The 25,997-nt window shown below is 72.1% G+C and carries 17 protein-coding genes; 12 read left to right on the top strand and 5 right to left on the bottom strand.

The annotated features are described in order from the left end of the window. Nucleotides 1-109: 109 nt before the first annotated feature. On the top strand, nt 110-694 hold the full coding sequence (locus AB0B40_RS14660) for a flavodoxin family protein (protein WP_345059573.1): 585 nt from the start codon (nt 110-112) through the stop codon (nt 692-694). A 20-nt stretch (nt 695-714) separates the two neighbouring features. On the opposite strand, the gene AB0B40_RS14655 is transcribed toward AB0B40_RS14660, so the two are convergent. Then, nucleotides 715-2,079 carry a CAP domain-containing protein gene (locus AB0B40_RS14655; protein WP_362264028.1) on the bottom strand — a complete coding sequence of 455 codons (1,365 nt, stop codon included), beginning with the start codon at nt 2,077-2,079 and terminating at the stop codon, nt 715-717. Nucleotides 2,080-2,277: 198 nt separating this feature from the next. Between AB0B40_RS14655 and AB0B40_RS14650 the strand changes: the two genes are divergently transcribed. The 4 genes from AB0B40_RS14650 (at nt 2,278) to AB0B40_RS14635 (ending at nt 8,775) form a co-directional block, all read left to right on the top strand. Next, nucleotides 2,278-2,559: an acylphosphatase gene (locus tag AB0B40_RS14650; RefSeq protein ID WP_345059569.1), complete on the top strand. Its 282-nt coding sequence runs from the start codon at nt 2,278-2,280 to the stop codon at nt 2,557-2,559. 379 nt (nt 2,560-2,938) lie between these two features. After that, nucleotides 2,939-3,142, top strand: coding sequence for a hypothetical protein (locus AB0B40_RS14645; protein ID WP_031167290.1), 204 nt, complete (start codon nt 2,939-2,941; stop codon nt 3,140-3,142). 244 nt (nt 3,143-3,386) lie between these two features. Further along, the gene (locus tag AB0B40_RS14640; RefSeq protein WP_362264027.1) at nt 3,387-7,130 is read left to right on the top strand and encodes an AAA family ATPase; all 3,744 of its coding nucleotides are present in this window, start codon (nt 3,387-3,389) and stop codon (nt 7,128-7,130) included. 226 nt (nt 7,131-7,356) lie between these two features. Then, nucleotides 7,357-8,775, top strand: coding sequence for a sugar porter family MFS transporter (locus tag AB0B40_RS14635; protein WP_345059560.1), 1,419 nt, complete (start codon nt 7,357-7,359; stop codon nt 8,773-8,775). Between the two features lie 157 nt (nt 8,776-8,932). On the opposite strand, the gene AB0B40_RS14630 is transcribed toward AB0B40_RS14635, so the two are convergent. Both AB0B40_RS14630 and AB0B40_RS14625 read right to left on the bottom strand, forming a co-directional pair. Next, complete coding sequence (locus AB0B40_RS14630; protein ID WP_345059558.1) at nt 8,933-9,904, bottom strand: LLM class flavin-dependent oxidoreductase; 972 nt, start codon at nt 9,902-9,904, stop codon at nt 8,933-8,935. 314 nt (nt 9,905-10,218) lie between these two features. Continuing rightward, nucleotides 10,219-11,685 carry a cytosine permease gene (locus AB0B40_RS14625; RefSeq protein WP_345059556.1) on the bottom strand — a complete coding sequence of 489 codons (1,467 nt, stop codon included), beginning with the start codon at nt 11,683-11,685 and terminating at the stop codon, nt 10,219-10,221. A gap of 171 nt (nt 11,686-11,856) precedes the next feature. Here AB0B40_RS14625 and ftsY point away from each other — a divergent pair, with 171 nt between their 5' ends. After that, nucleotides 11,857-13,068 (top strand): signal recognition particle-docking protein FtsY, encoded by a 1,212-nt coding sequence (gene ftsY / locus AB0B40_RS14620; RefSeq protein WP_345059554.1) that lies wholly within the window; start codon nt 11,857-11,859, stop codon nt 13,066-13,068. Nucleotides 13,069-13,185: 117 nt separating this feature from the next. Here ftsY and AB0B40_RS14615 read toward each other — a convergent pair whose 3' ends face one another. Then, complete coding sequence (locus tag AB0B40_RS14615) at nt 13,186-13,842, bottom strand: bifunctional DNA primase/polymerase (RefSeq protein ID WP_345059552.1); 657 nt, start codon at nt 13,840-13,842, stop codon at nt 13,186-13,188. A 458-nt stretch (nt 13,843-14,300) separates the two neighbouring features. On the opposite strand from AB0B40_RS14615, the gene AB0B40_RS14610 reads away from it, so the two are divergent. From AB0B40_RS14610 to ftsH, 6 genes are all read left to right on the top strand, one after another. Then, nucleotides 14,301-15,779 carry a hypothetical protein gene (locus tag AB0B40_RS14610; RefSeq protein ID WP_362264026.1) on the top strand — a complete coding sequence of 493 codons (1,479 nt, stop codon included), beginning with the start codon at nt 14,301-14,303 and terminating at the stop codon, nt 15,777-15,779. A gap of 360 nt (nt 15,780-16,139) precedes the next feature. Next, nucleotides 16,140-17,486 (top strand): ammonium transporter, encoded by a 1,347-nt coding sequence (locus AB0B40_RS14605; protein ID WP_345059548.1) that lies wholly within the window; start codon nt 16,140-16,142, stop codon nt 17,484-17,486. Continuing rightward, nucleotides 17,483-17,821, top strand: a complete 339-nt coding sequence (locus AB0B40_RS14600) for a P-II family nitrogen regulator (RefSeq protein WP_039656487.1) — start codon at nt 17,483-17,485, stop codon at nt 17,819-17,821. Before AB0B40_RS14605 ends, AB0B40_RS14600 begins: the two co-directional genes overlap by 4 nt. A 28-nt stretch (nt 17,822-17,849) precedes the next feature. Continuing rightward, on the top strand, nt 17,850-20,339 hold the full coding sequence (locus AB0B40_RS14595) for a [protein-PII] uridylyltransferase (RefSeq protein WP_362264025.1): 2,490 nt from the start codon (nt 17,850-17,852) through the stop codon (nt 20,337-20,339). A 905-nt stretch (nt 20,340-21,244) separates the two neighbouring features. Continuing rightward, a complete protein-coding gene (gene ffh / locus AB0B40_RS14590) occupies nt 21,245-22,795 on the top strand; it encodes a signal recognition particle protein (protein WP_345059543.1) in 1,551 nt (516 codons plus the stop codon). Nucleotides 22,796-22,883: 88 nt separating this feature from the next. Further along, nucleotides 22,884-24,824, top strand: a complete 1,941-nt coding sequence (gene ftsH / locus AB0B40_RS14585) for an ATP-dependent zinc metalloprotease FtsH (protein ID WP_362264024.1) — start codon at nt 22,884-22,886, stop codon at nt 24,822-24,824. Here the strand turns inward: ftsH and AB0B40_RS14580 are convergent. After that, on the bottom strand, nt 24,821-25,777 hold the full coding sequence (locus tag AB0B40_RS14580) for an SAM-dependent methyltransferase (protein ID WP_362264023.1): 957 nt from the start codon (nt 25,775-25,777) through the stop codon (nt 24,821-24,823). The two genes, ftsH and AB0B40_RS14580, sit on opposite strands and share 4 nt — an antisense overlap. Nucleotides 25,778-25,997 lie beyond the last annotated feature (220 nt).

The raw sequence follows: 25,997 nt of genomic DNA, 5'->3' as shown, positions 1-25,997 counted from the left end.
CTTGCCACCAGGTTGCACTAACTAGAAGTTAGTGCTTTCCTGTGGTTACTGCTTCGGGCTGCTCTCGCGGCCGGGCAGCCTCTTTCCGTTGTCCTTCCGAGGAGTTCTCATGACCGCGCCCGTCGTCTCCATCGCCTATCACTCCGGTTACGGCCACACCACCGTCCTCGCCGAGGCCGTCCGCGCCGGTGCCGCCGACGCGGGGGCCGAGGTGCACCTGATCAAGGTGGACGAGATCACCGACGAGCAGTGGGAGATCCTGGACCGCTCCGATGCGATCGTCTTCGGCTCGCCCACCTACATGGGCACCGCGTCGGGCGCGTTCCACGTGTTCGCCGAGGCGACCTCGAAGCGCTGGTTCGGCCAGGACTGGAAGGACAAGCTGGCCGCGGGCTTCACCAACTCCGCCTCCAAGAGCGGGGACAAGCTGCACACCCTGCAGTTCTTCCAGACGCTCGCCGCCCAGCACGGCATGCACTGGGTCAACCTCGGGCTGCTCCCCGGCTGGAACAGCACCACCGCCTCCGAGAACGACCTCAACCGCCTCGGCTTCTTCGCCGGCGCCGCCGCCCAGAGCAACACCGACGAGGGACCCGAGGGCGTCCACAAGGCCGACATGGCCACCGCCGAGCACCTGGGCCGCCGGGTGACGGAGACGGCGAAGGTGTTCGCGCGGGGGCGCGTCACCGCGTAGGGCGCGGACCCGCGGAGCGTCTAGAACCCGAAGTCCGCGGTCCACCAAGGGCCGCCCGGGCCGAAGTGGACGCCGACGCCGAGGGTCTTGAAACCGCAGTTCAGTATGTTGGCGCGGTGGCCGGGGCTGTTCATCCAGGCGTTGGTCACGGCAGCCGCGTCGGCCTGGCCGCGGGCTATGTTCTCGCCGCCGAGGCCGGTGATGCCCGCCTTCGCCGCCCGGTCCCAGGGCGTCCTGCCGTCGGGGTCGGTGTGGTCGAAGAAGCCCCGCGCGGCCATGTCGTCGCTGAACGCCCCGGCCAGCCCGGTCAGCGAGGAGTTCGCGGCCAGCGGGGTGCAGCCGGCCTTCGCCCGCTCGTCGTCGACCAGCTTCAGCACCTCGGCCGCGGCGGCGGCCTCCCGCGACACCGTCACCGGCGGTGAGGTCGGCGCCGGCGCCTTCGTGGCCGTACGGGACGGGGTGGGCTCGGGCTCGGGCACGGCGGACGTGGCGGACGCGGACGGCTTGGGCGCCTTGGACGGCGAGGACGGCTTGGACGGCGAGGACGGCTTGGGCGGGGAGGCCGGCAGGGACGGCTGGGGAGGCCGGGCGGACCGGGACGGCAGGGGGGACTTGGACGGCTTCGGCGCCGTGGTCCTCGGCGCCGGCTTCACGGCGGCCGTCTTCGACGGAGCCGGCTCGGACGCGGCGGACCCGGCTCGCGCCGGCTTGTGGGACGCCGGCTCGGAGGGGGAAGGGGAGGCGGACGCGGAGGACGACGGGCTCGGGGAGGCGGTCCGCCCGGTGCCGCCGACGGCCGGGCCGCTCGTGCGGCCGCCGGTGTCGCCGGTGGCGCTGCCCGAGGTGCCGCCCTGCGGGCTCGCCGAGTTGCTCGGAGCCGCCGCGGTCTGCACACGGTCCCCGCCGGTGACGTGCGAACCGCCGCCGAGCCGGTAGTTCTCCAGGCCCGGCACCACCCCCGTGGCCACCGCGATCACGCCGAGGGCGACGGCGACGGACACGCCGAGCAGGCCCGCGCGCACGGGTCGGAGGGGTCGTACGACCTTGTTCCGCCGCCGGAGGCCGCCGGACGGCCCGCCGTCCGGGGTGAACCCACCACCCGCGAAGCCACCGCTCCCGGAGCCGGAGCCCGTGTCCGGGTCGGACCCGGGCGGGGCCGGCGCCGCGTCGGCGTCCGTCGCGAAGAGGTAGGCGCGGGCCCTGGCCGTGGCCTCGGCGTACGCCTCGGGGTTCAGGTAGGGCGCTGTGCCCATCGGTATCGGGCGGTGCCCCGGGGACGAGTGCTGGGGGTCTTCGCTCCCCGTGCCGGAGCTTTGCGTATGCGTAACCCCCGTGGAGCGGCCCTTGGCGGCGCGGCCGGCGGCGGAGCGTCGGTGGCGTCCCATGTCCTTGCCCTCTTCCTCGTACGCGCGGTCGGCCCGTTGCCCGCACGGCGAGTGACCCGCCGACGAGTCACTCCCGATGGCCGACCCGACCCACTCGATCGAGTGAGTTTTCATATGCGATGCACTGGGTCCGGACGGTACCTCATGCCACCGGCGGACGGCGTGTCCCGGACCGCACCGGCCGGTTAGGTTGCACCCATGAGTGAGGATGTACGACTGGTCGCCTGGGTACGTGGACGCGTGCAGGGTGTGGGTTTCCGCTGGTTCACGCGTGCCAAGGCGCTGGAGATCGGCGGCCTGAGTGGTTTTGCTCTCAATTTGGCCGACGGTCGCGTCCAGGTGGTCGCGGAGGGGGCGCGGGAGGGCTGCGAGGGGCTGCTGGACTGGCTCCAGGGCGGCGACACGCCCGGACACGTGGACGGTGTCACCGAGATCTGGGACACACCCCGCGGCGGCTACGACGGCTTCGCCATCCGCTGAGGCGGGCGTGCCGAACCCCGGGCGCCGGAACGCGGTGATCTGCCAGCGGCACGTGCGGGAAGCAGAAACGCCCTGGTGGTTGCCAAGACGAGCGTGGCATGGCAGGCTCCGCAGGTACTGCTGGTCGCCACGCCCTGAGGGTCCGGACACGGCGCAGCGCCGCCGTTTTTCCGGCCGCGTGCCCCGGTTACCCACCAATACAGGGCGTGATCGTGTTGACCGTCAAACTTTTTGGTGAGACGCTGAAAGCCCCGCGCACCTTAGCTGTTTGGCATGGAGCAACAGCAGAGCAACACCCGGATGTGCCAAGCACCGCGGGTGCGAATCCCTCACGACCCAACCGCATCGGTCGGTCACTCAGTGTGGAGGACCATCCATCATGGCAAAGGCGCTTCTCGGTTACGTCGGCGGCTCCGACCCTCGACTCCTCGCCGAGATGCGACGGCTGCAACAGCGTGTCCAGGACCTGGAGTCCGAGCTCGTACGGATCCAGGCGGAGAACGAAGCGCTGTCGGCTGCCGCCTCTCAGGACAGGATCATGGAGAGCATCGACGCACACCAGGCGGAGCCTGCGCTGACCTGATCGCTGCATCGCTCCACGACAGCAGTCACAGCGATCGGGCTGCCCGTATCAACCGCTCAGTTGATCCATCCGACTGGAACGCAGTCATCAGAGTTGCAAGGGACGCTTCGGCGTCCCTTCGTCTTTTCCCCCGCATCTTTTCACCTTCTTTAACGTCTGGTGTGCCCTGCGCGTTCAGTGGCGAAACCGTGGGGTTGCGAGTGTTCGTGGAGTGAGATAGCGGCGCCGGGTAGAGTCCAGCGGCGTGCACCTCAAGGCCCTGACCCTCCGCGGCTTCAAGTCGTTCGCCTCTGCGACCACCCTCCGCTTCGAACCGGGGATCACGTGTGTCGTCGGTCCGAACGGCTCGGGCAAGTCCAACGTGGTGGACGCGCTCAGCTGGGTCATGGGCGAACAGGGCGCCAAGTCGCTGCGCGGCGGCAAGATGGAGGACGTCATCTTCGCGGGCACCACCGGCCGCCCGCCGCTGGGCCGCGCCGAGGTGTCCCTGACCATCGACAACTCCGACGGGGCCCTGCCCATCGAGTACGCCGAGGTGACCATCACGCGGATCATGTTCCGCAACGGCGGCAGCGAGTACCAGATCAACGGCGACACCTGCCGTCTGCTGGACATCCAGGAACTGCTCTCCGACTCCGGCATCGGCCGTGAGATGCACGTCATCGTCGGCCAGGGCCAGCTCGACTCCGTCCTGCACGCCGACCCGATGGGCCGCCGCGCCTTCATCGAAGAGGCGGCCGGGGTCCTCAAGCATCGCAAGCGCAAGGAGAAGGCGCTGCGCAAGCTGGACGCGATGCAGGCCAACCTCGCGCGCGTGCAGGACCTCACCGACGAACTGCGCCGTCAGCTCAAGCCGCTGGGCCGCCAGGCGGCGGTGGCGCGCAGGGCCGCCGTCATCCAGGCCGACCTGCGCGACGCCCGGCTTCGCCTCCTCGCCGACGACCTGGTGCGTCTGCGCGAGGCCCTCCAGGCGGAGATCGCCGACGAGGCGGCCCTGAAGGAACGCAAGGAGACGGCCGGGCAGGAACTGAAGAAGGCCCTCCACCGCGAGGCCCTGCTGGAGGACGAGGTCCGCCGGCTCACCCCGCGCCTCCAGCGCGCCCAGCAGACCTGGTACGAGCTGTCCCAGCTGGCCGAGCGCGTACGCGGCACCGTCTCGCTGGCCGACGCCCGGGTCAAGAGCGCCACCTCCGCGCCCCTTGAGGAGCGCCGCGGCCGGGACCCCGAGGACCTGGAGCGGGAGGCCGCCCGCATCCGCGAGCAGGAGGCCGAGCTGGAGGCCGCCCTGGAAGCGGCCCAGCGTGCGCTGGACGACACCGTCGCCCACCGCGCCGAACTGGAGCGCGAGCTGGCCCTGGAGGAGCGCCGGCTGAAGGACGTCGCCCGCGCCATCGCCGACCGCCGCGAAGGTCTGGCCCGGCTGACCGGGCAGGTCAACGCGGCCCGCTCGCGTGCCGCCTCCGCGCAGGCGGAGATCGACCGGCTGGCGACGGCCCGCGACGAGGCACAGGAACGGGCGGTGCACGCGCAGGAGGAGTACGCGGCCCTGCAGGCGGAGGTCGACGGCCTGGACGCCGGCGACGCCGACCTGGCCGGACAGCACGAGGCCGCCAAGCGGCAGCTCGCCGAGGCCGAGGCCGCCCTGAGCGCGGCCCGCGAGGAAGTCACTGCGGCCGAACGCCGGCGCGCCGCGACCCAGGCCCGCCATGAGGCGCTGGCGCTGGGACTGCGCCGCAAGGACGGCACCGGGATACTGCTCGGCGCCCGCGACCGGCTCACCGGCATCCTCGGCCCCGCCGCCGAACTGCTGACGGTCACCCCCGGCTACGAGGTCCCGCTGGCCGCCGCGTTCGGTGCGGCGGCGGACGCGATCGCCGTGACGACCCCCGCGGCGGCGGCCGAGGCCATCACGCTCCTGCGCAAACAGGACGGCGGCCGAGCGGCCCTGCTCCTGGCAGGCCCCCCGGACGACGCCCCCCGCAGGCCCACGCCCACCCCCGACGGGCCGGCGTCCCCACGGTCTGTGGGCAACGGCTTGCCTGGCCCCGACGGGTCGGCGTCCCCACGGGCTGTGGGCAACGGCGCGCCCGGCCCCGACGGGCCGGCGTCCCCACGGGCTGTGGGCAACGGCGCGCCCGGCCAAGACGGCGCCGCCGACGAGGACCCGCCCGGTACCCGCGCACGCGCCCCCCTCTTCGCCGCCGACCTCCTGCGCGGCCCCGCCGAGCTCATGCCCGCCGTACGCCGGCTGCTGGCCGGAACCGTCGTCGTGGACACCCTGGAGGACGCCGAGACGCTGGTCTACGCCCAGCCGGAGCTGACCGCTGTGACCGCCGAGGGGGACCTCCTCGGCGCCCACTTCGCACACGGCGGGTCCGCCGGCGCGCCCAGCCTGCTGGAGGTGCAGGCCTCTGTGGACGAGGCCGCCGCCGAGCTGGCCGAGCTGGCGGTCCGCTGTGCGGAGCTGGCCGAGGCGCAGCACACGGCGGCCGAACACCGCAGGCGTACCGCGGCGCTCGTCGAGGAGCTCGGCGAGCGCCGGCGGGCCGCCGACCGGGAGAAGTCGGCCGTGGCCCAGCAGCTCGGGCGGCTCGCCGGGCAGGCGCGGGGCGCCGCGGGCGAGGCCGAACGGTCGGCCGCGGCGGCGGCGCGCGCACAGGAGGCGCTGGAGAAGGCCGTGCAGGAGGCCGAGGAGCTGGCCGAGCGGCTGGCGGTGGCCGAGGAGATGCCGGTGGAGGAGGAGCCGGACACCTCGGTGCGGGACCGGCTCGCCGCCGACGGGGCCAACGCCCGGCAGACCGAGATGGAGGCCCGCCTCCAGGCCCGTACGCATGAGGAGCGGGTCAAGGGGCTCGCCGGGCGCGCCGACTCGCTCGACCGGGCGGCCCGCGCCGAGCGGGAGGCGCGGGCGCGTGCCGAGCAGCGCCGGGCCCGGCTGCGGCACGAGGCGGCCGTGGCCGAGGCGGTCGCCTCCGGAGCCCGGCAGCTGCTCGCGCACGTCGAGGTGTCCCTGGTCCGGGCCGAGGAGGAGCGTTCCGCCGCCGAGGCGGCCAAGGCCCGGGGCGAGCAGGAGCTGGCCACCGCCCGTACGGCCGGCCGCGAACTGAAGGCCGAGCTCGACAAGTTGACGGATTCGGTGCACCGGGGCGAGGTGCTCGGCGCCGAGAAGCGGCTGCGCATCGAGCAGCTGGAGACCAAGGCGCTGGAGGAGCTGGGTGTCGAACCGGAGGGGCTGGTGGCGGAGTACGGTCCGCGCCGGCTCGTGCCGCCCTCGCCCCCCGCCGACGGCGAGCGGCTGCCGGACGACCCCGAGCACCCCCGCAACCAGCCCCGCCCCTTCGTGCGCGCCGAACAGGAGAAACGGCTCAAGGCCGCCGAGCGGGCGTACCAGCAGCTGGGCAAGGTCAACCCGCTGGCGCTGGAGGAGTACGCGGCGCTGGAGGAGCGGCACAAGTTCCTCAGCGAGCAGCTGGAGGACCTGAAGAAGACCCGCGCCGACCTCCTTCAAGTGGTGAAGGAGGTCGACGAGCGGGTCGAGCAGGTGTTCACCGAGGCGTACCGGGACACCGCCCGCGAGTTCGAGGGTGTCTTCAGCCGGCTGTTCCCGGGCGGAGAGGGCCGCCTGGTGCTCACCGACCCCGACAACATGCTCGCCACGGGTGTGGACGTCGAGGCGCGTCCGCCGGGCAAGAAGGTCAAGCGGCTCTCCCTGCTCTCGGGCGGTGAGCGCTCGCTGACGGCCGTCGCGCTGCTGGTGTCGATCTTCAAGGCCCGGCCGAGCCCCTTCTACGTCATGGACGAGGTCGAGGCCGCGCTGGACGACACCAACCTCCAGCGGCTGATCCGGATCATGCAGGAGCTGCAGGAGGCGTCGCAGCTGATCGTGATCACGCACCAGAAGCGCACGATGGAGGTCGCCGACGCGCTGTACGGCGTGTCCATGCAGGGCGACGGGGTGTCGAAGGTCATCTCGCAGCGGCTGCGCTGATCTCCACCCAAGATCAACTCACTCTGAGTTCACTTCTTGAACACGGAGTGGCTGCTCCTATCGAAAAACTCACAGCCGTTGAACTATTGACTTCGAAACTTGAAGGCATAGTCTCTGCAACGTTGCTTTTACCTTCAGGGGTAAGTGGTGTGAACCTGTGCGCCACTGGATACCTGAAAGGGATCACCCCACCCCGGCAGCGTTGCCGCGGCCCGAGGAGTTTTTCGTGACCAGCACTGCGCAGGCACCTCAGCCAGGAGCCAGGACGGCTCATCCCGAGCATCTCGGGCATGTCATCTTCATCGCTGCGGCGGCCGCCATGGGCGGTTTCCTCTTCGGCTACGACAGCTCCGTGATCAACGGCGCCGTCGAGGCCATCCGCGGCCGCTACGACATCGGCTCCGCGGCCCTCGCGCAGGTCATCGCGATCGCGCTGATCGGCTGTGCCATCGGCGCCGCCACGGCCGGCCGCATAGCCGACCGGATCGGCCGCATCCGCTGTATGCAGATCGCCGCCGTCCTCTTCACGATCAGCGCCGTCGGCTCCGCGCTGCCCTTCGCGCTGTGGGACCTCGCCTTCTGGCGCATCATCGGCGGCTTCGCCATCGGCATGGCCTCCGTCATCGGCCCCGCCTACATCGCCGAGGTCGCCCCGCCGGCCTACCGCGGCCGGCTCGGCTCCTTCCAGCAGGCCGCGATCGTGGTCGGCATCGCCGTCTCCCAGCTCGTCAACTGGGCCATCCTGAACGCCGCTGGCGGTGACCAGCGCGGCAAGCTGCTGGGCCTGGAGGCCTGGCAGGTCATGCTCGGCGTCATGGTGATCCCGGCCGTCCTCTACGGTCTGCTCTCCTTCGCGATCCCCGAGTCGCCGCGCTTCCTGATCGAGGTCGGCCGCAAGGAGCGCGCCCGCGAGGTGCTCAAGGAGGTCGAGGGCGACAAGATCGACCTGGACGCCCGGATCGCCGAGATCGAGCACGCCATGAAGCGGGAGCACAAGTCCTCCTTCAAGGACCTCCTGGGCGGCTCCTTCTTCTTCAAGCCGATCGTCTGGGTGGGTATCGGCCTGTCGGTCTTCCAGCAGTTCGTCGGCATCAACGTGGCGTTCTACTACTCCTCGACGTTGTGGCAGTCGGTCGGTGTCGACCCGACGGACTCGTTCCTCTACTCCTTCACCACCTCGATCATCAACATCGTCGGCACCGTGATCGCGATGATCTTCGTGGACCGCATCGGCCGCAAGCCCCTCGCCCTCATCGGTTCGGTCGGCATGGTCGTCGGTCTCGCCCTGGAGGCCTGGGCGTTCTCCTACGACCTGGTGGACGGCAAGCTCCCCGCCACCCAGGGCTGGGTCGCCCTGATCGCCGCCCACCTGTTCGTGCTGTTCTTCGCCCTGTCCTGGGGTGTCGTGGTCTGGGTCTTCCTCGGCGAGATGTTCCCGAACCGGATCCGCGCCGCCGCCCTGGGCGTGGCCGCCTCCGCGCAGTGGATCGCCAACTGGGCCATCACCGCGAGCTTCCCGTCGCTGGCCGACTGGAACCTCTCCGGCACCTACGTGATCTACACGGTCTTCGCCGCGCTCTCCATCCCGTTCGTCCTGAAGTTCGTCAAGGAGACGAAGGGCAAGTCCCTGGAAGAGATGGGCTGACCCGCGTAGCGAGGACCCCGAGAACTCGGGGAGAAGGGCCAAGTCCCCGCTGCCCCTCTCCTCGTACCGTCCGCCGCCCCCGCCCGGCCACTGCCCGGGCGGGGGCGGCGGTCTCGTTCGCGGTCACCGGACGAGCCCGCCGGACGTCGGTTCCGGTTCAGCCCTCCAGGGCCGGCAGCACCCGCTCGGCGAACAGCCGCAGGCTCCGCCATCCCTCCTCCACCGGCATCCCGCCGGCCAGCGGATGCAGCACCAGGCTGTCGAGGCCCTGCGCCACGCACTGCTCCGGCGTGAGGATCCGGTACACGCCCTCCGCGCGCAGCTGCTCCACGGAGGTGGCGGCCGACCTCACCGCCGAGCGGATCTGCTCCGACTGCCAGGAGGCGTAGGTCCGGGCCTCGTGCAGGAAGTGGCCGCCGTACTCGGCCCACGCCCGGTCCGGGTCCTCGGCGACGTGGAGGAGCGGGGTCTCGGCGGCCGGCATCATCGTCCAGCCCTCGGTCCCGTACTCGGTGAGCTTCTCCTTGTAGTACGCCTCCAGCTCCGGCAGGTGCGCGCTCGGGAAGAACGGCAGGCCGAGCCGGGCGGCCCGGCGGGCGGCGGCCTTCGACGAGCCGCCGACCAGCAGCAGCGGGTGCGGGTCGGTGTACGGCCGCGGGGTGAGCCGCACCCTGCGGCCCCGGTATACGAACTCCTCGCCGCTCCACGCCGTCAGCAGCGTCTCCAGCAACTCGTCCTGGAGCCGGCCCCGGCGCTTCCAGTCGACGCCGAACAGGGCGTACTCCTCGGGCCGGTAACCGATCCCGGCCACGGTGACGAGCCGCCCGCCGCTCAGCAGGTCCAGTACGGCGATGTCCTCCGCCAGCCGCAGCGGGTCGTGCAGCGGGCCGATCACCGCCGACACCGTGACCGCGATCCGCCGGGTGGCCCCGAACACCGCGCCGGCGAAGGTGAAGGGCGAGGGCAGCCAGTTGTTCCCGGCGCCGTGGTGTTCCTCCGTCTGCACGGTGCTGATCCCGTGCTCGTCCGCGTACGCCGCCATCTCCAGCGCGGCCCGGTAGCGGGCGGACAGGGCTGCGGGAGGGGCGCCGGGTGCGACGAGATTGAAACGTACGACCGTGACGGGCATGGGAAGTCCCCCTCCGGTGCGAAGCGGTGGAGAGGGACGGTAACTGACGAAGCGTCAGATGGCCATGGGGACACGAGGGCGGGCCAGGTGTACTGACCCGTGAGGCAGAGGCGGGCCGGGGAAGCGCGGCCCGGGGAGACGCGGGACCGGCCGACGCGGGGCCGGGGAGAGGTTGGTCGGCAGACGCACGGCCGGCGCCGACGGGGAACCGGCGGGCGCGGGCCAGGAGGCGCAGGGGCGCTGCGGGTGCCGCCGCTTGCGGCCGGGCGCCGTCCTGTACCGCAGCGGCACGGACGCGTCGGCTCGGCCCGCGGTCAGACGTCGGCGGTCGCCCGCACCTCGGCGCTCTCCTCGGCGCTCTCCTCGGCGGCCTGCGCCGGAACCGTCACCGCCGGCTTGGGCAGCACCAGGTACAGCACACCCGAGATCACGATCGTCGCGACCCAGCCGAGGCCGTACTCGCCGATCACGTTGTTCGCGGCGAGCGGGCCGGTGAACCAGTCCGAGGTGGTGAACATCAGGCCCGCCAGCAGGCCGATCGCCCAGGCGGCCACGGCCGCGGGGGAGAAGCCGCCCCGGTACCAGTAGGCGCTGGTGCGGGTGGTGTCGGCCATGGCCCGGCCGTCGTACTCGGTGCGGCGCAGCATGTCCGCGCCGAAGACGCCGACCCAGGCGGAGAAGGCGACCGCCAGCAGCGACAGGAAGGCGATGAACGAGCCCATGAAGCTCGTCGCCACCAGCATCAGCACCCCGCCGAAGATCAGCGAGATCACGGCGTTGACCGAGACCGCCCAGTGCCGCGGCACCTTGAAGCCCAGGGTCTGCGCGGTGAAGCCCGCCGAGTACATCGACATCGAGTTGATCAGCAGCATGCCGATCAGCGCGATGCACAGGTACGGCACCGCGATCCACGTCGGCAGGATCTCGCCGAGGAAGGAGACCGGGTCGGTCGCCGAGGCCAGGTCCGGCGTCGAGACCGCCATCACCGCGCCCATCAGGACCATCGGCAGCACGACCACACCGGCACCGCCCACCGCCGTGCCCACGATCGCCTTCGAGGACGCCGTGCGCGGCAGATAGCGGGTGAAGTCCGGCGCGGACGGGATCCAGCTGACACCGCCGGCCGCGATCATGCCGACGCCGGTGATCACCGCGGCCGTGGAGCCGGCGCTGTGGTCCATCACCTTCGACCAGTCGGTGTTCGCCACCAGATACCCCAGGACGAGCACCGAGAAGACGGCGAAGAGGTAGGTCGCGTACTTGTTGCACTTCTGTACGGCGCTGATGCCGAGCCCGGAGATCGCGAAGGTCGCCACGACGAAGACCAGCAGGGTCACCATGTCCAGCACGCTGTTCGTCTTGATGCCGAACAGGATGTCCAGGATGGTGAGCAGCGCGTAGGCGCCGGTCACCGCGTTGATCGTCTCCCAGCCCCAGCGGGCGACCCAGATCAGCGAACCGGGCAGCAGATTGCCGCGCTGGCCGAAGACCGCGCGCGAGAGTGCCATGCCCGGCGCGCCGCCGCGCTTGCCCGCGATGCCGATCAGGCCGACCAGGCCGTACGACACGATCGGCGCGGCCACGGCGACGACCAGCGCCTGCCAGATGTTCAGGTGGTACGCCACGACGAGGCTCGCGCCCATCGTCAGCAGCAGCACGCTGATGTTCGCGCCGACCCACGTGGGGAACAGCTCCCGGGTCCTCGCGGTGCGCTCGTGGTCGGGGACCTGCTCGATACCGCGGGTTTCGAGAGCGCCTTCGGTCTCGACGGATTTGCTCATGAAAGAAGGTGCCAGACGTGGGGGAACAGAGTGACGTGGGGACTCTACGCGCGTGGATAGAGCAGCCACCATCGTACTTTGCTCCGAGTCCTGTCGCTACGTGGCCTTTGTCTCTCAGAGGAACCCACAAACGGCCCTCCGGCGGACCCCATGGCCGATACTGGTCGGGTTATGGAAACCGTCATCCTTGCTGTAGTCATCGCCGTGGTCGTGCTCGGTGCGCTCGGCGGGCTGATCGTGGGCAGCCGACGCAAGAAGTCGCTGCCTCCGCCGCCCCCGAAGACCCCCGACATCACCGCGCCCCCGGCCGAGCCGCACGTCGGCGACGAGGCCGAGACGCCGCGCGACGAACCGCGCCGGACGATCGAGGAGGTGGATCTCCCGGGCGGCCCCGCACCGGTCGTCGTCGAGGAGCCCCCCGCCGTTCCGCCCGTCGAGGTTCCCGAACTCGAGATTCCGGAGCCCACCGCCGGCCGCCTGGTCCGCCTGCGCGCCCGGCTGTCCCGCTCGCAGAACGCCCTCGGACAGGGTCTGCTCACCCTGCTCTCCCGTGAGCACCTGGACGACGACACGTGGGAGGAGATCGAGGACACGCTGCTCACCGCCGATGTCGGCGTGCAGCCCACCCAGGAACTGGTCGAGCGCCTGCGCGAACGCGTCAAGGTCCTCGGCACCCGCACCCCCGACGAACTGCGCGGTCTGCTCCGCGAGGAACTCCTCAAGCTGGTCGGCACCGACGTCGACCGCACCGTGAAGACCGAGCCCGAGGGCCGCAAGCCCGGCATCGTGATGGTCGTCGGTGTCAACGGCACCGGCAAGACCACCACCACCGGCAAGCTCGCCCGCGTCCTGATCGCCGACGGCCGCACCGTCGTCCTCGGCGCCGCCGACACCTTCCGTGCCGCCGCGGCCGACCAGCTCCAGACCTGGGGCGAGCGCGTCGGCGCCTACACCGTGCGCGGGCCGGAAGCCGGCGACCCCGCCTCCGTCGCCTTCGACGCGGTCAAGGAGGGCAAGGAGATGGGGGTCGACGTGGTCCTCATCGACACCGCCGGCCGGCTGCACACCAAGACCGGTCTCATGGACGAGCTGGGCAAGGTCAAGCGCGTGGTGGAGAAGCACGCGCCGCTGGACGAGGTGCTCCTCGTCCTGGACGCCACCACCGGCCAGAACGGTCTGGTGCAGGCCCGGGTGTTCGCCGAGGTCGTGGACATCACCGGCATCGTGCTGACCAAGCTGGACGGCACGGCCAAGGGCGGCATCGTGGTCGCGGTCCAGCGTGAGCTGGGCGTGCCGGTCAAGCTCGTCGGGCTCGGCGAGGGCGCGGACGATCTCGCGCCGTTCGAGCCGGAAGCGTTCGTGGATGCCCTTATCGGTGAGTGACCCCGCCTCCGGCCGCGGAGGTGTCCCACTCATCCTCGGAACCTTTCCAGGATCAAGCGAGAAGCGCCCGCCCCCGAGGTGCAGTCGGGGACGGGCGCTTCGCTTTTCGGCGGCCGGTCACCTGCGCGACCGGTGGGCGACGTACGCCAGCGTGCCGAGCAGCAGCCGCGCCGCCGGCGGCCGGGTCGCCGAGTCCAGCGCGGGCGGACGCAGCCAGCGCACCGGCCCGAGACCGCCGCGGTCGGAGGGCGGGGCGGTGATGTGCGTGCCGGGACCGAGGCCGCGCAGGTCCAGCGCGGCCGGGTCGTCCCAGCCCATGCGGTAGAGCAGCCGGGGGAGGTCGGCGGCGGCGCCGGGTGCGACGAAGAAGTGGGCGCGGCCCTCCGGCGTGGCGGTGACCGGGCCGAGGGGAAGGCCCATGCGCTCCAGGCGGACCAGGGCGCGACGGCCGGCCGACTCCGAGACCTCGATGACGTCGAAGGCCTGCCCGACCGGCAGCATGACCGAGGCGCCCGGGAAGTCGGACCAGGCCTTGCTCACCTCGTCCAGCGTGGCCCCGGCCGGCACGTGGGGGGCGAAACCCAGCGGATGCGCGCCTGGCGCCGGGCAGCCGGACCGCCCGCACGAGCAGACGCTCCCGGCGGCCCGCGCCCCCGGCACCACGTCCCATCCCCACAGCCCGGTGAACTCGGCGACGGCGGTGCACTCCGCGGAGCGGCCGCGCCGACGCGTGCCGGAACGGATCTCGCGGATGCCGCCGATCGTGAAGCCCATGCCCCCTCCAACGGGTCCGGCGCGCCGGTGGTTACGACGCGGAACGGGACGGAAGCGGAACGTAACGCTAGGGCTCCGCCTTCCCAGGCGGTCGCGCGGCCAAGGCGGCGCCTTGGAGCACACCGGGGGGAACGCCGGGAGCCACGCGCCCCCGCGTGCATCACTCCACCGACTTCCAGTCGTCCTATGTCAAGTGAATCGCGCGGAGCCGACCGTGAGTTCATTCGAAGGGGTGGCGAATGGTGGCGTTTCCGGGATCCCCGTGGCTGGACGGGTGATCGTAGAATTACTGTGAGTGTGCGAGTTCTGGCGGCACATGCACATGTGGGTATGCCGGAGGCAAGTCGTCGGCTCGTTCGAAGAGTGAGAACCGGCGGACGGGGAGCCGTATTTACCGGCATTCTGATAGGGCTTGACGCATCAGGGCGACAAGTGGTCTCAGGAATGGGGGCGTTCCAGTGGGCGGCAACGGCGGTAGCGGGACGAACGCTGACAAGCGCCCCAACGAGCTGCTCGGCTCGTGGTTCGTGCGCAGCGGCTGGTCCAAGGGCGAGCTGGCCCGCCAGGTGAACCGCAGGGCACGCCAGTTGGGTGCGAACCACATCTCCACCGACACCTCGCGGGTGCGCCGCTGGCTGGACGGGGAGAACCCGCGCGAACCGATTCCGCGCATCCTCTCGGAGCTGTTCTCCGAGCGATTCGGCTGTGTGGTCTCCATCGAGGACCTCGGCCTGCGCGCGGCCCGCCAGTCGCCCGCCGCCTCCGGTGTCGACCTGCCCTGGACCGGCCCGCGGACGGTGGCGCTGCTCGGTGAGTTCTCCCGCAGCGACCTCATGCTCGCCCGGCGCGGCTTCCTCGGGACCTCGCTCGCCCTGGCCGCCGGTCCCTCCCTGGTCGAGCCCATGCAGCGCTGGCTCGTGCCCACTCCGGCCTCCCCGGTCCCGGCCGAGCCCCAGTCCGCGCTGGACGCGCGCAGGCCGGGCCGGCTGTCCCGGCCCGAGCTGGACCTGCTGGAGTCGACCACGCGGATGTTCCGCCAGTGGGATGCCCAGTGCGGCGGCGGCCTGCGCCGCAAGGCGGTCGTCGGCCAACTGCACGAGGTCACCGATCTGCTCCAGGAGCCCCAACCCGCGGCCACCACGCGCACGTTGTTCCAGGTCGCCGCCGAACTGGCCGAACTCGCCGGCTGGATGTCGTACGACGTCGGCCTCCAGCCCACCGCCCAGAAGTACTTCGTGCTCGCGCTGCACGCGGCCAAGGAAGCCGGCGACAAGCCGCTCGGCTCCTACATCCTCTCCAGCATGAGCCGCCAGATGATCCACCTCGGCCGGCCCGACGACGCCCTGGAACTGATCCACCTCGCCCAGTACGGCAGCCGTGACTGCGCGAGCCCGCGCACCCAGTCCATGCTGTATGCGATGGAGGCCCGCGCGTACGCCAACATGGGCCAGCCCGCCAAGACCAAGCGTGCCGTCCGCATGGCCGAGGACACCTTCGCCGATGCCGACGAGTGGGACGAGCCGGACCCCGACTGGATCCGCTTCTTCTCCGAGGCCGAGCTGTACGGCGAGAACTCCCACTCCTTCCGCGACCTGGCCTACGTCGCCGGGCGCAGCCCCACCTACGCCTCCCTCGCCGAGCCCCTCATGCAGCGGGCGGTGGAGCTGTTCGCCAAGGACTCCGAGCACCAGCGGTCGTACGCGCTCAATCTCATCGGCATGGCCACCGTGCACCTCCTCCAGCGCGAGCCCGAGCACAGCACCCAGTACGCCGCGCGGGCCATGGAGATCGCCAAGAAGGTCCGTTCCGAGCGGGTGAACACCCGTATCCGAAAGACCGTCGACACGGCCGTGCGCGACTACGGCGACCTCGCCGCCGTCGTCGACCTCTCCGACAAGCTCGCCGTCGACCTGCCGGAGTCCGCGGAAGCGGTCTGACGTCCGGCCCGCCCACGCCCACCCCGAGCACCACATGCCCCGGCCGCGGCCGGGCCTCCCGAACTGCCCGACTCGGCTCCCCCATGCCAGGTCATCGAGAGGCCCGCCGCGGCCGGCCCGTCTCCCCGCGGAGATCCCCGCGGAAGGTTGCGCCACGATAACGATCGCCCGGTCCCGTATCCGGCACTTCATCCACGCGTAACACGCCAGGCTCCTTCGTCACCCCGGCGAAACAACGAGGGGCTTCCACCGAAACCGCGCTGCGCCAGTCTCAGGGCGCATAACCGGCCACCCCCTCCACCGACCGGACCGCTCAGGCACCGCCCGCACGGGGCCGCACCAACCGACGAGGAGACGCCGATGGCACCAGCCATCATGCTTGCGGCGGACGCACCCAAGCTGTCGTCCGCCAACACAGGCTTCATGCTCATCTGTTCCGCCCTGGTGATGCTCATGACCCCGGGCCTGGCCTTCTTCTACGGAGGAATGGTCCGCGTCAAGAGCACCCTGAACATGCTGATGATGAGCTTCATCAGCCTCGGGATCGTCACCATTCTGTGGGTGCTCTACGGCTTCTCCCTCGCCTTCGGCACGGGCAACAGCCTCCTCGGCTGGAACGCCGACTGGATCGGCCTCAACAACGTCGGGCTGACGCAGCTCTGGGACGGCTACACCATCCCGATCTACGTCTTCATGGTCTTCCAGATGATGTTCGCGATCATCACACCGGCCCTGATAAGCGGCGCCCTCGCCGACCGGGTCAAGTTCTCCGCCTGGGCGCTCTTCGTCGCCCTGTGGGTCACGATCGTCTACGTCCCGGTCGCCCACTGGGTCTGGGGCGCCGACGGCTGGGCCTACAAGCTCGGCGTGATCGACTTCGCGGGCGGTACCGCGGTCCACATCAACGCGGGTGCGGCGGCGCTCGGTGTCATCCTCGTCATCGGCAAACGCGTCGGCTTCAAGCGGGACCCGATGCGCCCGCACAGCCTGCCGCTGGTCATGCTCGGCGCCGGTCTGCTCTGGTTCGGCTGGTTCGGCTTCAACGCCGGCTCCTGGCTCGGCAACGACGACGGCGTCGGCGCGCTGATGTTCGTCAACACGCAGGTCGCCACCGCCGCCGCGATGCTGGCCTGGCTCGCCTACGAGAAGATCCGGCACGGCGCGTTCACCACACTCGGCGCCGCCTCCGGCGCGGTCGCCGGTCTGGTCGCGATCACCCCGTCCGGCGGCGCGGTCTCCCCGCTCGGCGCGATCGCCGTCGGCGCCGTCGCCGGTGTCGCCTGCGCCGCGGCCGTCGGCCTGAAGTTCCGGTTCGGCTACGACGACTCGCTCGACGTCGTCGGCGTCCACATGGTCGGCGGCATCATCGGCTCCCTGCTCATCGGCTTCTTCGCCACCGGCAAGGGCCAGTCCGCGGCGACCGGTGTCTTCTACGGCGACCACTCCTTCGACCAGCTGTGGAAGCAGTGCGCGGGGGTCTTCGCGGTCCTCGCCTACTCCCTGGTCGTCTCCGCAGTCCTCGCCTTCCTGCTCGACAAGACCCTCGGCATGCGGGTCAGCGAGGACAAGGAGGTCTCCGGCATCGACCAGGCCGAGCACGCCGAGACCGCGTACGACTTCAGCGGCACCGGCGGCGGTGTCATCGGCTCCACCGCCCCCGCCCCGGCCCCGGCCGCCCCGCAGAAGAACAAGAAGGTGGATGCATGAAGCTCATCACCGCGGTCGTCAAGCCCCACCGGCTGGACGAGATCAAGGAGGCCCTGCAGGCCTTCGGCGTCCACGGGCTGACGGTCACCGAGGCCAGCGGCTACGGCCGGCAGCGCGGCCACACCGAGGTCTACCGCGGCGCCGAGTACACCGTCGACCTCGTCCCCAAGATCCGCATCGAGGTGCTGGCCGAGGACGACGACGCCGAGCAGCTGATCGAAGTCGTCGTCAAGGCGGCCCGCACCGGCAAGATCGGAGACGGCAAGGTGTGGTCCCTGCCCGTCGAGACGGCCGTACGGGTGCGCACCGGCGAGCGCGGCCCGGACGCGCTCTGAGCGGGAGCAACGGAACAGGAGTCACTGGGTGACCGGTACGGATGTGCGGAAAGAGACCGAAGACTCGGGACCCGGCGGCTACGCGGCGGCCCGGCTGCGCCTCCTCACCGAGGGGGCGCGGTCCGGGCCGCCGCGCCGTACCGCCCTCGCCGAACTGACCGACGGCTGGCTCGCCGGACTGTTCGGCGCGGCGGTGGAGCGGCTGCCGCGCGGCGACGACGGACGGGGGGAGGGGGGACCGGGCGGGGTCTCCCTCGTCGCCGTCGGCGGTTACGGCCGGGGCGAACTGTCCCCGCGCAGCGACCTCGACCTCGTCCTGCTGCACGACGGCTCCGACCCCGGTGCCGTCGCCGCCCTCGCCGACCGCCTCTGGTACCCCGTGTGGGACCTCGGCGTCGCCCTCGACCACTCCGTGCGCACCCCCGCCGAGGCCCGCAGGACGGCCGGCGAGGACCTGAAGGTCCACCTCGGCCTGCTGGACGCCCGCCATCTCACCGGGGACGCCGGACTCACCGCCGGCCTGCGCACCGCCGCCCTCGCCGACTGGCGCAACCAGGCCCCCAGACGCCTGCCCGAGCTGCGGGAACTGTGCGCCGACCGCGCCGCCCGCCAGGGCGAGCTGCAGTACCTGCTGGAACCCGACCTCAAGGAGGCCCGGGGCGGCCTGCGGGACGCCACCGCCCTGCGCGCCGTGGCCGCCTCCTGGCTCGCCGACGCCCCGCGCGAGGGCCTGGCCGACGCCCGACGCCGTCTGCTCGACGTACGCGACGCCCTCCACCTGGCCACCGGCCGCGCCACCGACCGGCTCGCGCTGCAGGAGCAGGACCAGGTGGCCGCCGAGCTGGGCCTGCTCGACGCGGACGCCCTGCTCCGGCAGGTCTACGAGGCCGCGCGGGTCATCGCCTACGCCAGCGACGTCACCTGGCGCGAAGTGGGGCGCGTACTGCGCTCGCGCGCCGTGCGTCCGCGCCTGCGCGCCATGCTGGGCGGCGGCAGGTCCGTCACCGAGCGCTCTCCGCTCGCCGAGGGCGTGGTCGAGCAGGACGGCGAGGTGGTGCTCGCCCGCGCCGCCCGCCCCGAGCGCGACCCGGTCCTCCCGCTGCGGGCCGCTGCCGCCGCCGCGCAGGCGGGCCTCCCGCTCTCCCTGCACGCCGTACGGCGCATGGCCGCCACCGTGCGCCCGCTGCCCGCGCCCTGGCCCGCCGAAGCCCGTGAACAACTGGTCACCCTGCTCGGCTCCGGCCGTCCGACGGTCGACGTCTGGGAGGCCCTGGAGGCGGAGGGCCTGATCACCGGCCTGCTCCCCGACTGGGAACGGGTCCGCTGCCGCCCCCAGCGCAACGCCGTCCACCTCTGGACGGTGGACCGGCATCTGATCGAGACCGCCGTCCGCGCCTGCGAGTTCACCCGCCGGGTCAGCCGTCCCGACCTGCTCCTGGTCGCCGCCCTGCTGCACGACATCGGCAAGGGCTGGCCCGGCGACCACTCGCTGGCCGGCGAGATCATCGCCAAGGACGTCGCCGCCCGGATCGGCTTCGACCGCGCCGACGTGGCCGTCCTGTCGGCACTCGTCCGCCACCACCTGCTGCTGATCGAGACGGCCACCCGCCGCGACCTGGACGACCCCGCCACCGTCCGCTCGGTCGCCGAAGCGGTCGGCACCCTGAGCACCCTGGAGCTGCTGCACGCCCTCACGGAGGCGGACGCCCTCGCGACCGGCCCGGCCGCCTGGTCCTCCTGGCGCGCCTCCCTCGTCGCCGACCTCGTACGGCGCGTGCGTGCCGTCCTCGCCGGAGACGTCCCCGACGAGCCGGAGCCGGCCGCGCCCACCGCCGAGCAGGAGCGCCTCACCATCGAGGCCCACCGCACCGGCGGGCCCGTCCTCGCGCTGCGCGCCCAGACCGAACCGGTGCCGGACGAGGAGCGGTCCGGCGATCCGGAACCGCTGGGCGTCGAACTCCTCATCGCCGTCCCCGACCAGCCGGGCGTCCTGCCCGCGGTCGCCGGCGTCCTCGCCGTGCACCGCCTCACCGTCCGCACGGCGGAACTGCGCGCCCTGCGCCTGCCGGACGACGTGGACGACGAGGGCACGGTGCTCCTGCTCAACTGGCGGGTCGCCGCCGAGTACGGCTCCCTGCCGCAGGCGACCCGCCTGCGCGCCGACCTCGTCCGCGCCCTGGACGGCTCCCTGGACATCGCCGGCCGGCTGGCCGAGCGGGACGCGGCCTACCCGCGCCGCCGCGGCTGGACCGCCCCGCCGCCCCGGGTGACGGTGGCCCCGGCGGCCTCCCACCACGCCACGGTGATCGAGGTCCGCGCCCAGGACGCGCCGGGCCTGCTGCACCGCATCGGGACGGCCCTGGAGAAGGCGGGCGTGCGGGTGCGGAGCATGCACGTGAGCACGCTGGGCTCCAACGCGGTGGACGCGTTCTACGTCACGACGGGGGCGGGCGCGCCGCTGCCGGTGGAGGACGCGGGGTCGCTCGCGGGGGTGCTGGAGGAGACGCTGCGGGCGTGACCCCCGCGGCAGCCCTCGCCGACCGGGCGAGGCGTGTTCCCCGCGGCCGCGGAGGCGACCCGGGGCGGTCCTCAGAGCCGGTCCGAGGTGGTCGGCGGCGGCCCGGCGCGTTCCGGGGCGGTCCGGGGTGGTCCGAGACGGTCCGGGGTGACCCGGGGGTGGCCCGGGGGTGGCCCGGGGGTGGCCCGGGGTGACCCGGGGTGACCCGGGGTGGCCCGGGGGGTCCGTGGTGGTCCAGGGGTCGCCTGCGGGCGGTCCGGGGTGACCCGGGGGCAGTCCGGGGTGACCCGGGGGTGGCCCGGGGTAGCCCGAGGCGGTCCGGGGTGGCCCGGGGGTGGTCCGAGGCGGTCCGGGATGACCCCGGGGCGGCCCGAGGCGGTCCAGGGTGGCCCGGGGTGACCCGGGGGCGGTCCGAGGCGGTCCGGGGTGGCCCGGGGGTGGTCCGGGGTGACCCGGGGTGGCCCGGGGGGTCCGTGGTGGTCCAGGGGTCGCCTGCGGGCAGTCCGGGGTGACCCGGGGGTGGCCCGGGGGTGGTCCGAGGCGGTCCGGGGGCGGTCCGGGATGACCCCGGGGCGGCCCGAGGCGGTCCGGGGTGGCCCGGGGGTGGTCCGAGGCGGTCCGGGGTGGCCCGGGGGTGGTCCGAGCTGGTCGGGGGTGAGACCCGGGGGTGGTCCGAGCTGGTCGGGGGTGAGACCCGGGGGTGGTCCGGGGGGTCCGTGGCGGTCCGGGGTGGCCCGCGGGCGGTCCGGGGCGTCCCTGTCGCCGCCGGACCGGACGCCTCGTGTCCATGAGGCCGTGGGGAACGGCCCGTCCGCCGATTGCGCCGGGCGGGGACCGTTGCCTTGTCGGGCCAGATACCCTGGAAGACGCTCAGACCGCCCCCGACTCCGAGGACCGAAGCCGCCGTGTTCGATACTCTCTCCGACCGCCTCAGCGCGACTTTCAAAAACCTCCGCGGGAAGGGCCGGCTGAGCGAAGCGGACATCGACGCCACGGCCCGTGAAATCCGCATCGCACTCCTCGAGGCGGACGTGGCCCTGCCCGTCGTCCGCACGTTCATCAAGAACCTCAAGGAGCGCGCACTCGGCGCCGAGGTCTCCCGGGCGCTGAACCCGGCCCAGCAGGTCCTCAAGATCGTCAACGAGGAACTGATCACCATCCTCGGCGGCGAGACCCGGCGCCTGCGCTTCGCCAAGCAGCCGCCGACCGTGATCATGCTGGCCGGTCTCCAGGGTGCCGGTAAGACCACCCTCGCGGGCAAGCTCGGCCGCTGGCTGAAGGAGCAGGGCCACTCCCCGCTGCTGGTCGCCTGTGACCTCCAGCGCCCCAACGCCGTGAACCAGCTGAGCGTCGTCGCCGAGCGCGCCGGCGTCGCGGTGTACGCGCCGGAGCCGGGCAACGGCGTCGGCGACCCGGTGAAGGTCGCCAAGGACTCCATCGACTTCGCCAGGTCCAAGGTCCACGACATCGTGATCGTGGACACCGCCGGCCGCCTCGGTATCGACGCCGAGATGATGCAGCAGGCCGCGGACATCCGGGACGCGGTCTCCCCGGACGAGATCATGTTCGTGGTCGACGCCATGATCGGTCAGGACGCCGTCAACACCGCCGAGGCCTTCCGCGACGGCGTCGGCTTCGACGGCGTGGTCCTCTCCAAGCTCGACGGTGACGCCCGCGGTGGCGCGGCCCTGTCCATCCGGCAGATCACCGGCAAGCCGATCATGTTCGCGTCGAACGGCGAGAAGCTGGACGACTTCGACGCGTTCCACCCGGACCGGATGGCCTCCCGCATCCTCGACATGGGTGACCTGCTCACCCTGATCGAGCAGGCGGAGAAGACGTTCAGCCAGGAAGAGGCCCAGAAGATGGCCTCCAAGCTGGCGTCCAAGAAGGGCCAGGACTTCACCCTGGACGACTTCCTGTCCCAGATGGAGCAGGTCAGGAAGATGGGCAGCATCAGCAAGCTGCTCGGCATGCTCCCGGGCATGGGCCAGATCAAGGACCAGATCAACAACCTGGACGAGCGGGAGGTCGACCGCATCGCCGCGATGATCAAGTCGATGACCCCGGGCGAGCGCCAGGACCCGACGATCATCAACGGCTCGCGCCGCGCCCGTATCGCCAAGGGTTCCGGTGTCGAGGTCAGCGCGGTGAAGGGCCTGGTCGAGCGGTTCTTCGAGGCCCGCAAGATGATGGCCCGCATGGCCCAGGGCGGCGGTATGCCGGGCATGCCGGGGATCCCGGGCATGGGCGGCGGCCCCGGCCGGCAGAAGAAGCAGCAGAAGAAGGCCAAGGGCAAGCAGCGCTCCGGCAACCCGATGAAGCGCAAGCAGCAGGAGCTGGAGGAGGCCCAGCGCCGTGCCGCCGCCGCCGAGAGCGGAGGCGCCTTCGGACTGCCGCAGCAGGGCGGCGAGGACTTCGAGCTGCCGGACGAGTTCAAGAAGTTCATGGGCTGACCGGGCCCGTACGTCACCAGGGGCGCCCCTCCGCCGGAGGGGCGCCCCTGCGCATGCCGGTGCCGGGGCGGTGTCGTACCGTCCGGATATGACCGACCCCGCTCCGCCGCGCAAGTCGCCGGACCAGCCCTGGCGTACCGAGGGCGCCCCGGAGGAGCCGCCGCAGCAGACACCCGGCGGCGGGAGGATGCGGGGCGGCTGGTGGCGGCTCGCCCTCACCGCGCTGATCGTGTACCTGATCGCGAACCTGGTGCTGTCGTACTTCGACCAGGCGAACGAGCCGACGATCTCCTACACCGAGTTCAGCAAGCAGGTGAACGACGGCAACGTCGACAAGATCTACGCCAAGGGCGACTCCATCCAGGGCCAGCTCAAGAAGGAGCGGAAGAACCCGGAGGGCGGCGGGCAGTACACCAAGTTCGACACCGAGCGGCCGTCGTTCGCGGCCGACGACCTGTGGGCGAACCTGACCAGGCACAAGGTCAACGTCACCGCCGAGCCGGTCGTCCAGCACCGGAGTTTTCTCGCCAACCTGCTGATCTCGCTGGCGCCGATGCTGCTGCTGATCGCCGTGTGGGTGTTCATCGCGCGGCGGATGAGCGCGGGGCTCGGCGGCGCGGGCGGCATGCTCGGCCGCAAGGCGCCACCGAAGCCGGTGGAGCTGGTGCCGGGGGAGAAACGCACCACGTTCGCCGACGTCGCCGGGATCGACGAGGTCGAGGGCGAGCTGAACGACGTCGTCGACTTCCTGAAGAACCCCGACGCCTATCGCCGGATGGGCGCCAAGATGCCGCGCGGTGTGCTGCTCGCGGGTCCGCCCGGCACGGGGAAGACGCTGCTGGCGCGGGCGGTCGCCGGAGAGGCGGGGGTGCCGTTCTTCTCCGCCTCGGCCTCCGAGTTCATCGAGATGATCGTGGGTGTGGGCGCCTCCCGGGTGCGGGAGCTGTTCGCCGAGGCCCGCAAGGTGGCCCCGTCGATCATCTTCATCGACGAGATCGACACCATCGGGCGGGCGCGCGGCGGCGGCGCGTCCGTGGGCGGGCACGACGAGCGAGAGCAGACGCTGAACCAGATCCTCACCGAGATGGACGGATTCTCGGGCTCGGAGGGAGTCATCGTGATCGCGGCCACCAACCGCGCCGACATCCTCGACCCGGCCCTGACCCGCCCCGGCCGGTTCGACCGGGTGGTCCAGGTCTCGCCGCCGGACCGCGGCGGCCGCGAGGCCATCCTGGAGATCCACACCCGCGACATGCCGCTCGCCGACGACGTCGATCTCGCGCAGGTGGCCCGTACGACCCCGGGTATGACGGGCGCGGATCTGGCCAATCTCGCCAACGAGGCGGCGCTGCTCGCGGTCAAGCGGAAACAGCAACGGGTGACCCGCTCCGACATGTCCGACGCGCTGGAGAAGGTCCAGCTGGGTGCGGAGCGGCCGCTGGTGATGCCCGACGAGGAGCGCCGGCGCACCGCCTACCACGAGAGCGGGCACGCCCTGCTGGGCATGCTCCAGCCCGGTGCCGACCCGGTCCGCAAGATCACGATCGTGCCGCGCGGCCGGGCGCTCGGGGTCACCCTGTCGACCCCGGACGCGGACAAGTACGCGTACACCGAGGAGTACCTGCGCGGCCGGATCATCGGCGCGCTGGGCGGCATGGCGGCCGAGCACGTCGTCTACGACGTGATCACCACCGGCTCCGAGAGCGACCTGGAACAGGTCACCAGCATCGCGCGCGGCATGGTGTCGCGCTGGGGCATGAGCAAGGTGGTCGGCCGGCTCTCCGCGCTCCCGAACGACGCCCAGCAGGCGTACGGCCTCGCCGCCGCTCCGCAGACCCTCGACGTGATCGACACCGAGATGCGGCGGATCGTGGACGAGTGCTACGAGGAGGCCTGCCGCAAACTCCGCGACCACCGGGGACAGCTCGACGCTCTGGCCCAGGCCCTGCTGGAGAGGGAGACGCTGGAGGAGGCGGACGCGTACCGGATCGCCGGGATCCCCCGCCTGACCAAGGACCGCGACGCCTAGGGCCCTGCGTCTGGACCAGGCTCGCTCCGGGCCCCGCCGGCCCGGCATGATCCGGACGAGGGGCCCTGGGGCACCCGGGCGATCAGATAGCGGAAGACGTTCGGCATCCACACGGTGCCGTCCGGGCGGCGGTGCGGGTGCAGGGCTTCCGCCAGTTCCTTGTCGACCTGCTTGGCGTCGGTCGCCGCGATCGCCGCGTCGAACAGACCGGTCGACAGCAGCCCCCGTACGGCGCTGTCGAGATCGGCGTACCCGAAGGGGCAGGAGACGCGGCCCGAGCCGTCCGGTTTCAGCCCGGCCCGTCCGGCGACCTCCTCCAGGTCGTCCCGCCGGGCGGGCCGCCAGCTGCGCGCGCTGCGCAGCGGATCGGCCAGCCGGGTGGCGACCCGCAGCACCGCGGAGGTGGCGCAGCGCTCCGGCGGACCCCAGCCGGTCAGCACCACGGCGGTCCCGGGCGCGGCGGGCGCGAGCGCGCCGGTGAGCAGTTCCCCGAGGCCCTCGAAGTCGCCCGCGAGGCTGCCGATCGGCTCGAAGACGGTCACCAGCGTGTACGGGGCGGTCCCCGGGCCGGCCGCGTCCGCGGGCGGACCATCGAGGAGTGTCACGGGCGTACCCGCGCGCGTGCCACGCCGTGCGCCGCCGCCCCTGCCGCGCCGGGCGTCCGGCAGCAGCCGCTCGCGGGCGAGGGCGAGCCGTTCCGGGGCGGCGGGGTCGGCACCGGTGACCGCGGCGCCCCTGGCGGCCGCCATCAGCAGGGCCAGCCCGGAACCGCAGCGCAGGCCCAGCAGCCGGGTGGCCGGGCCCACTTCGAGCCGGTCGTACACGGCGTCGAAGAGCGGCACGAGCATCCGCTCCTGGATCTCGGACCAGTCACGCGCGCGTGCGTATCTGTCCACGCGGGGTGGTGCGGAGTCCGCGTGAGACACGTGCTGCCGCACGAGCGTAGGTGTCATAGAAGCGCCCCAATCCGCCGACAGTTCGCCGCTGTGCCCGGTCGTGTGGCCCCCGTGCCGTGCGCGCGCACTTCCCACGTATGCCAGGTAACTCCCGGCTCGCGGTGCCGTCCAGGGGTCGTGGGCCCCCGCTTGGGGCCACGACGCGGGTGTGGCGAGATTTCACATCCCGGCAACCTGGGTGGCCCTACGGTGTCCGCGCCCCGGGACGGGCCGGTGG

The sequence above is a fragment of the Streptomyces sp. NPDC042638 genome (assembly GCF_040647235.1).
Lineage (GTDB): Bacteria > Actinomycetota > Actinomycetes > Streptomycetales > Streptomycetaceae > Streptomyces > Streptomyces rameus.
Note: the sequence above shows the minus strand (reverse complement) of the source record. Positions and strands in the feature narration are given on the sequence as shown.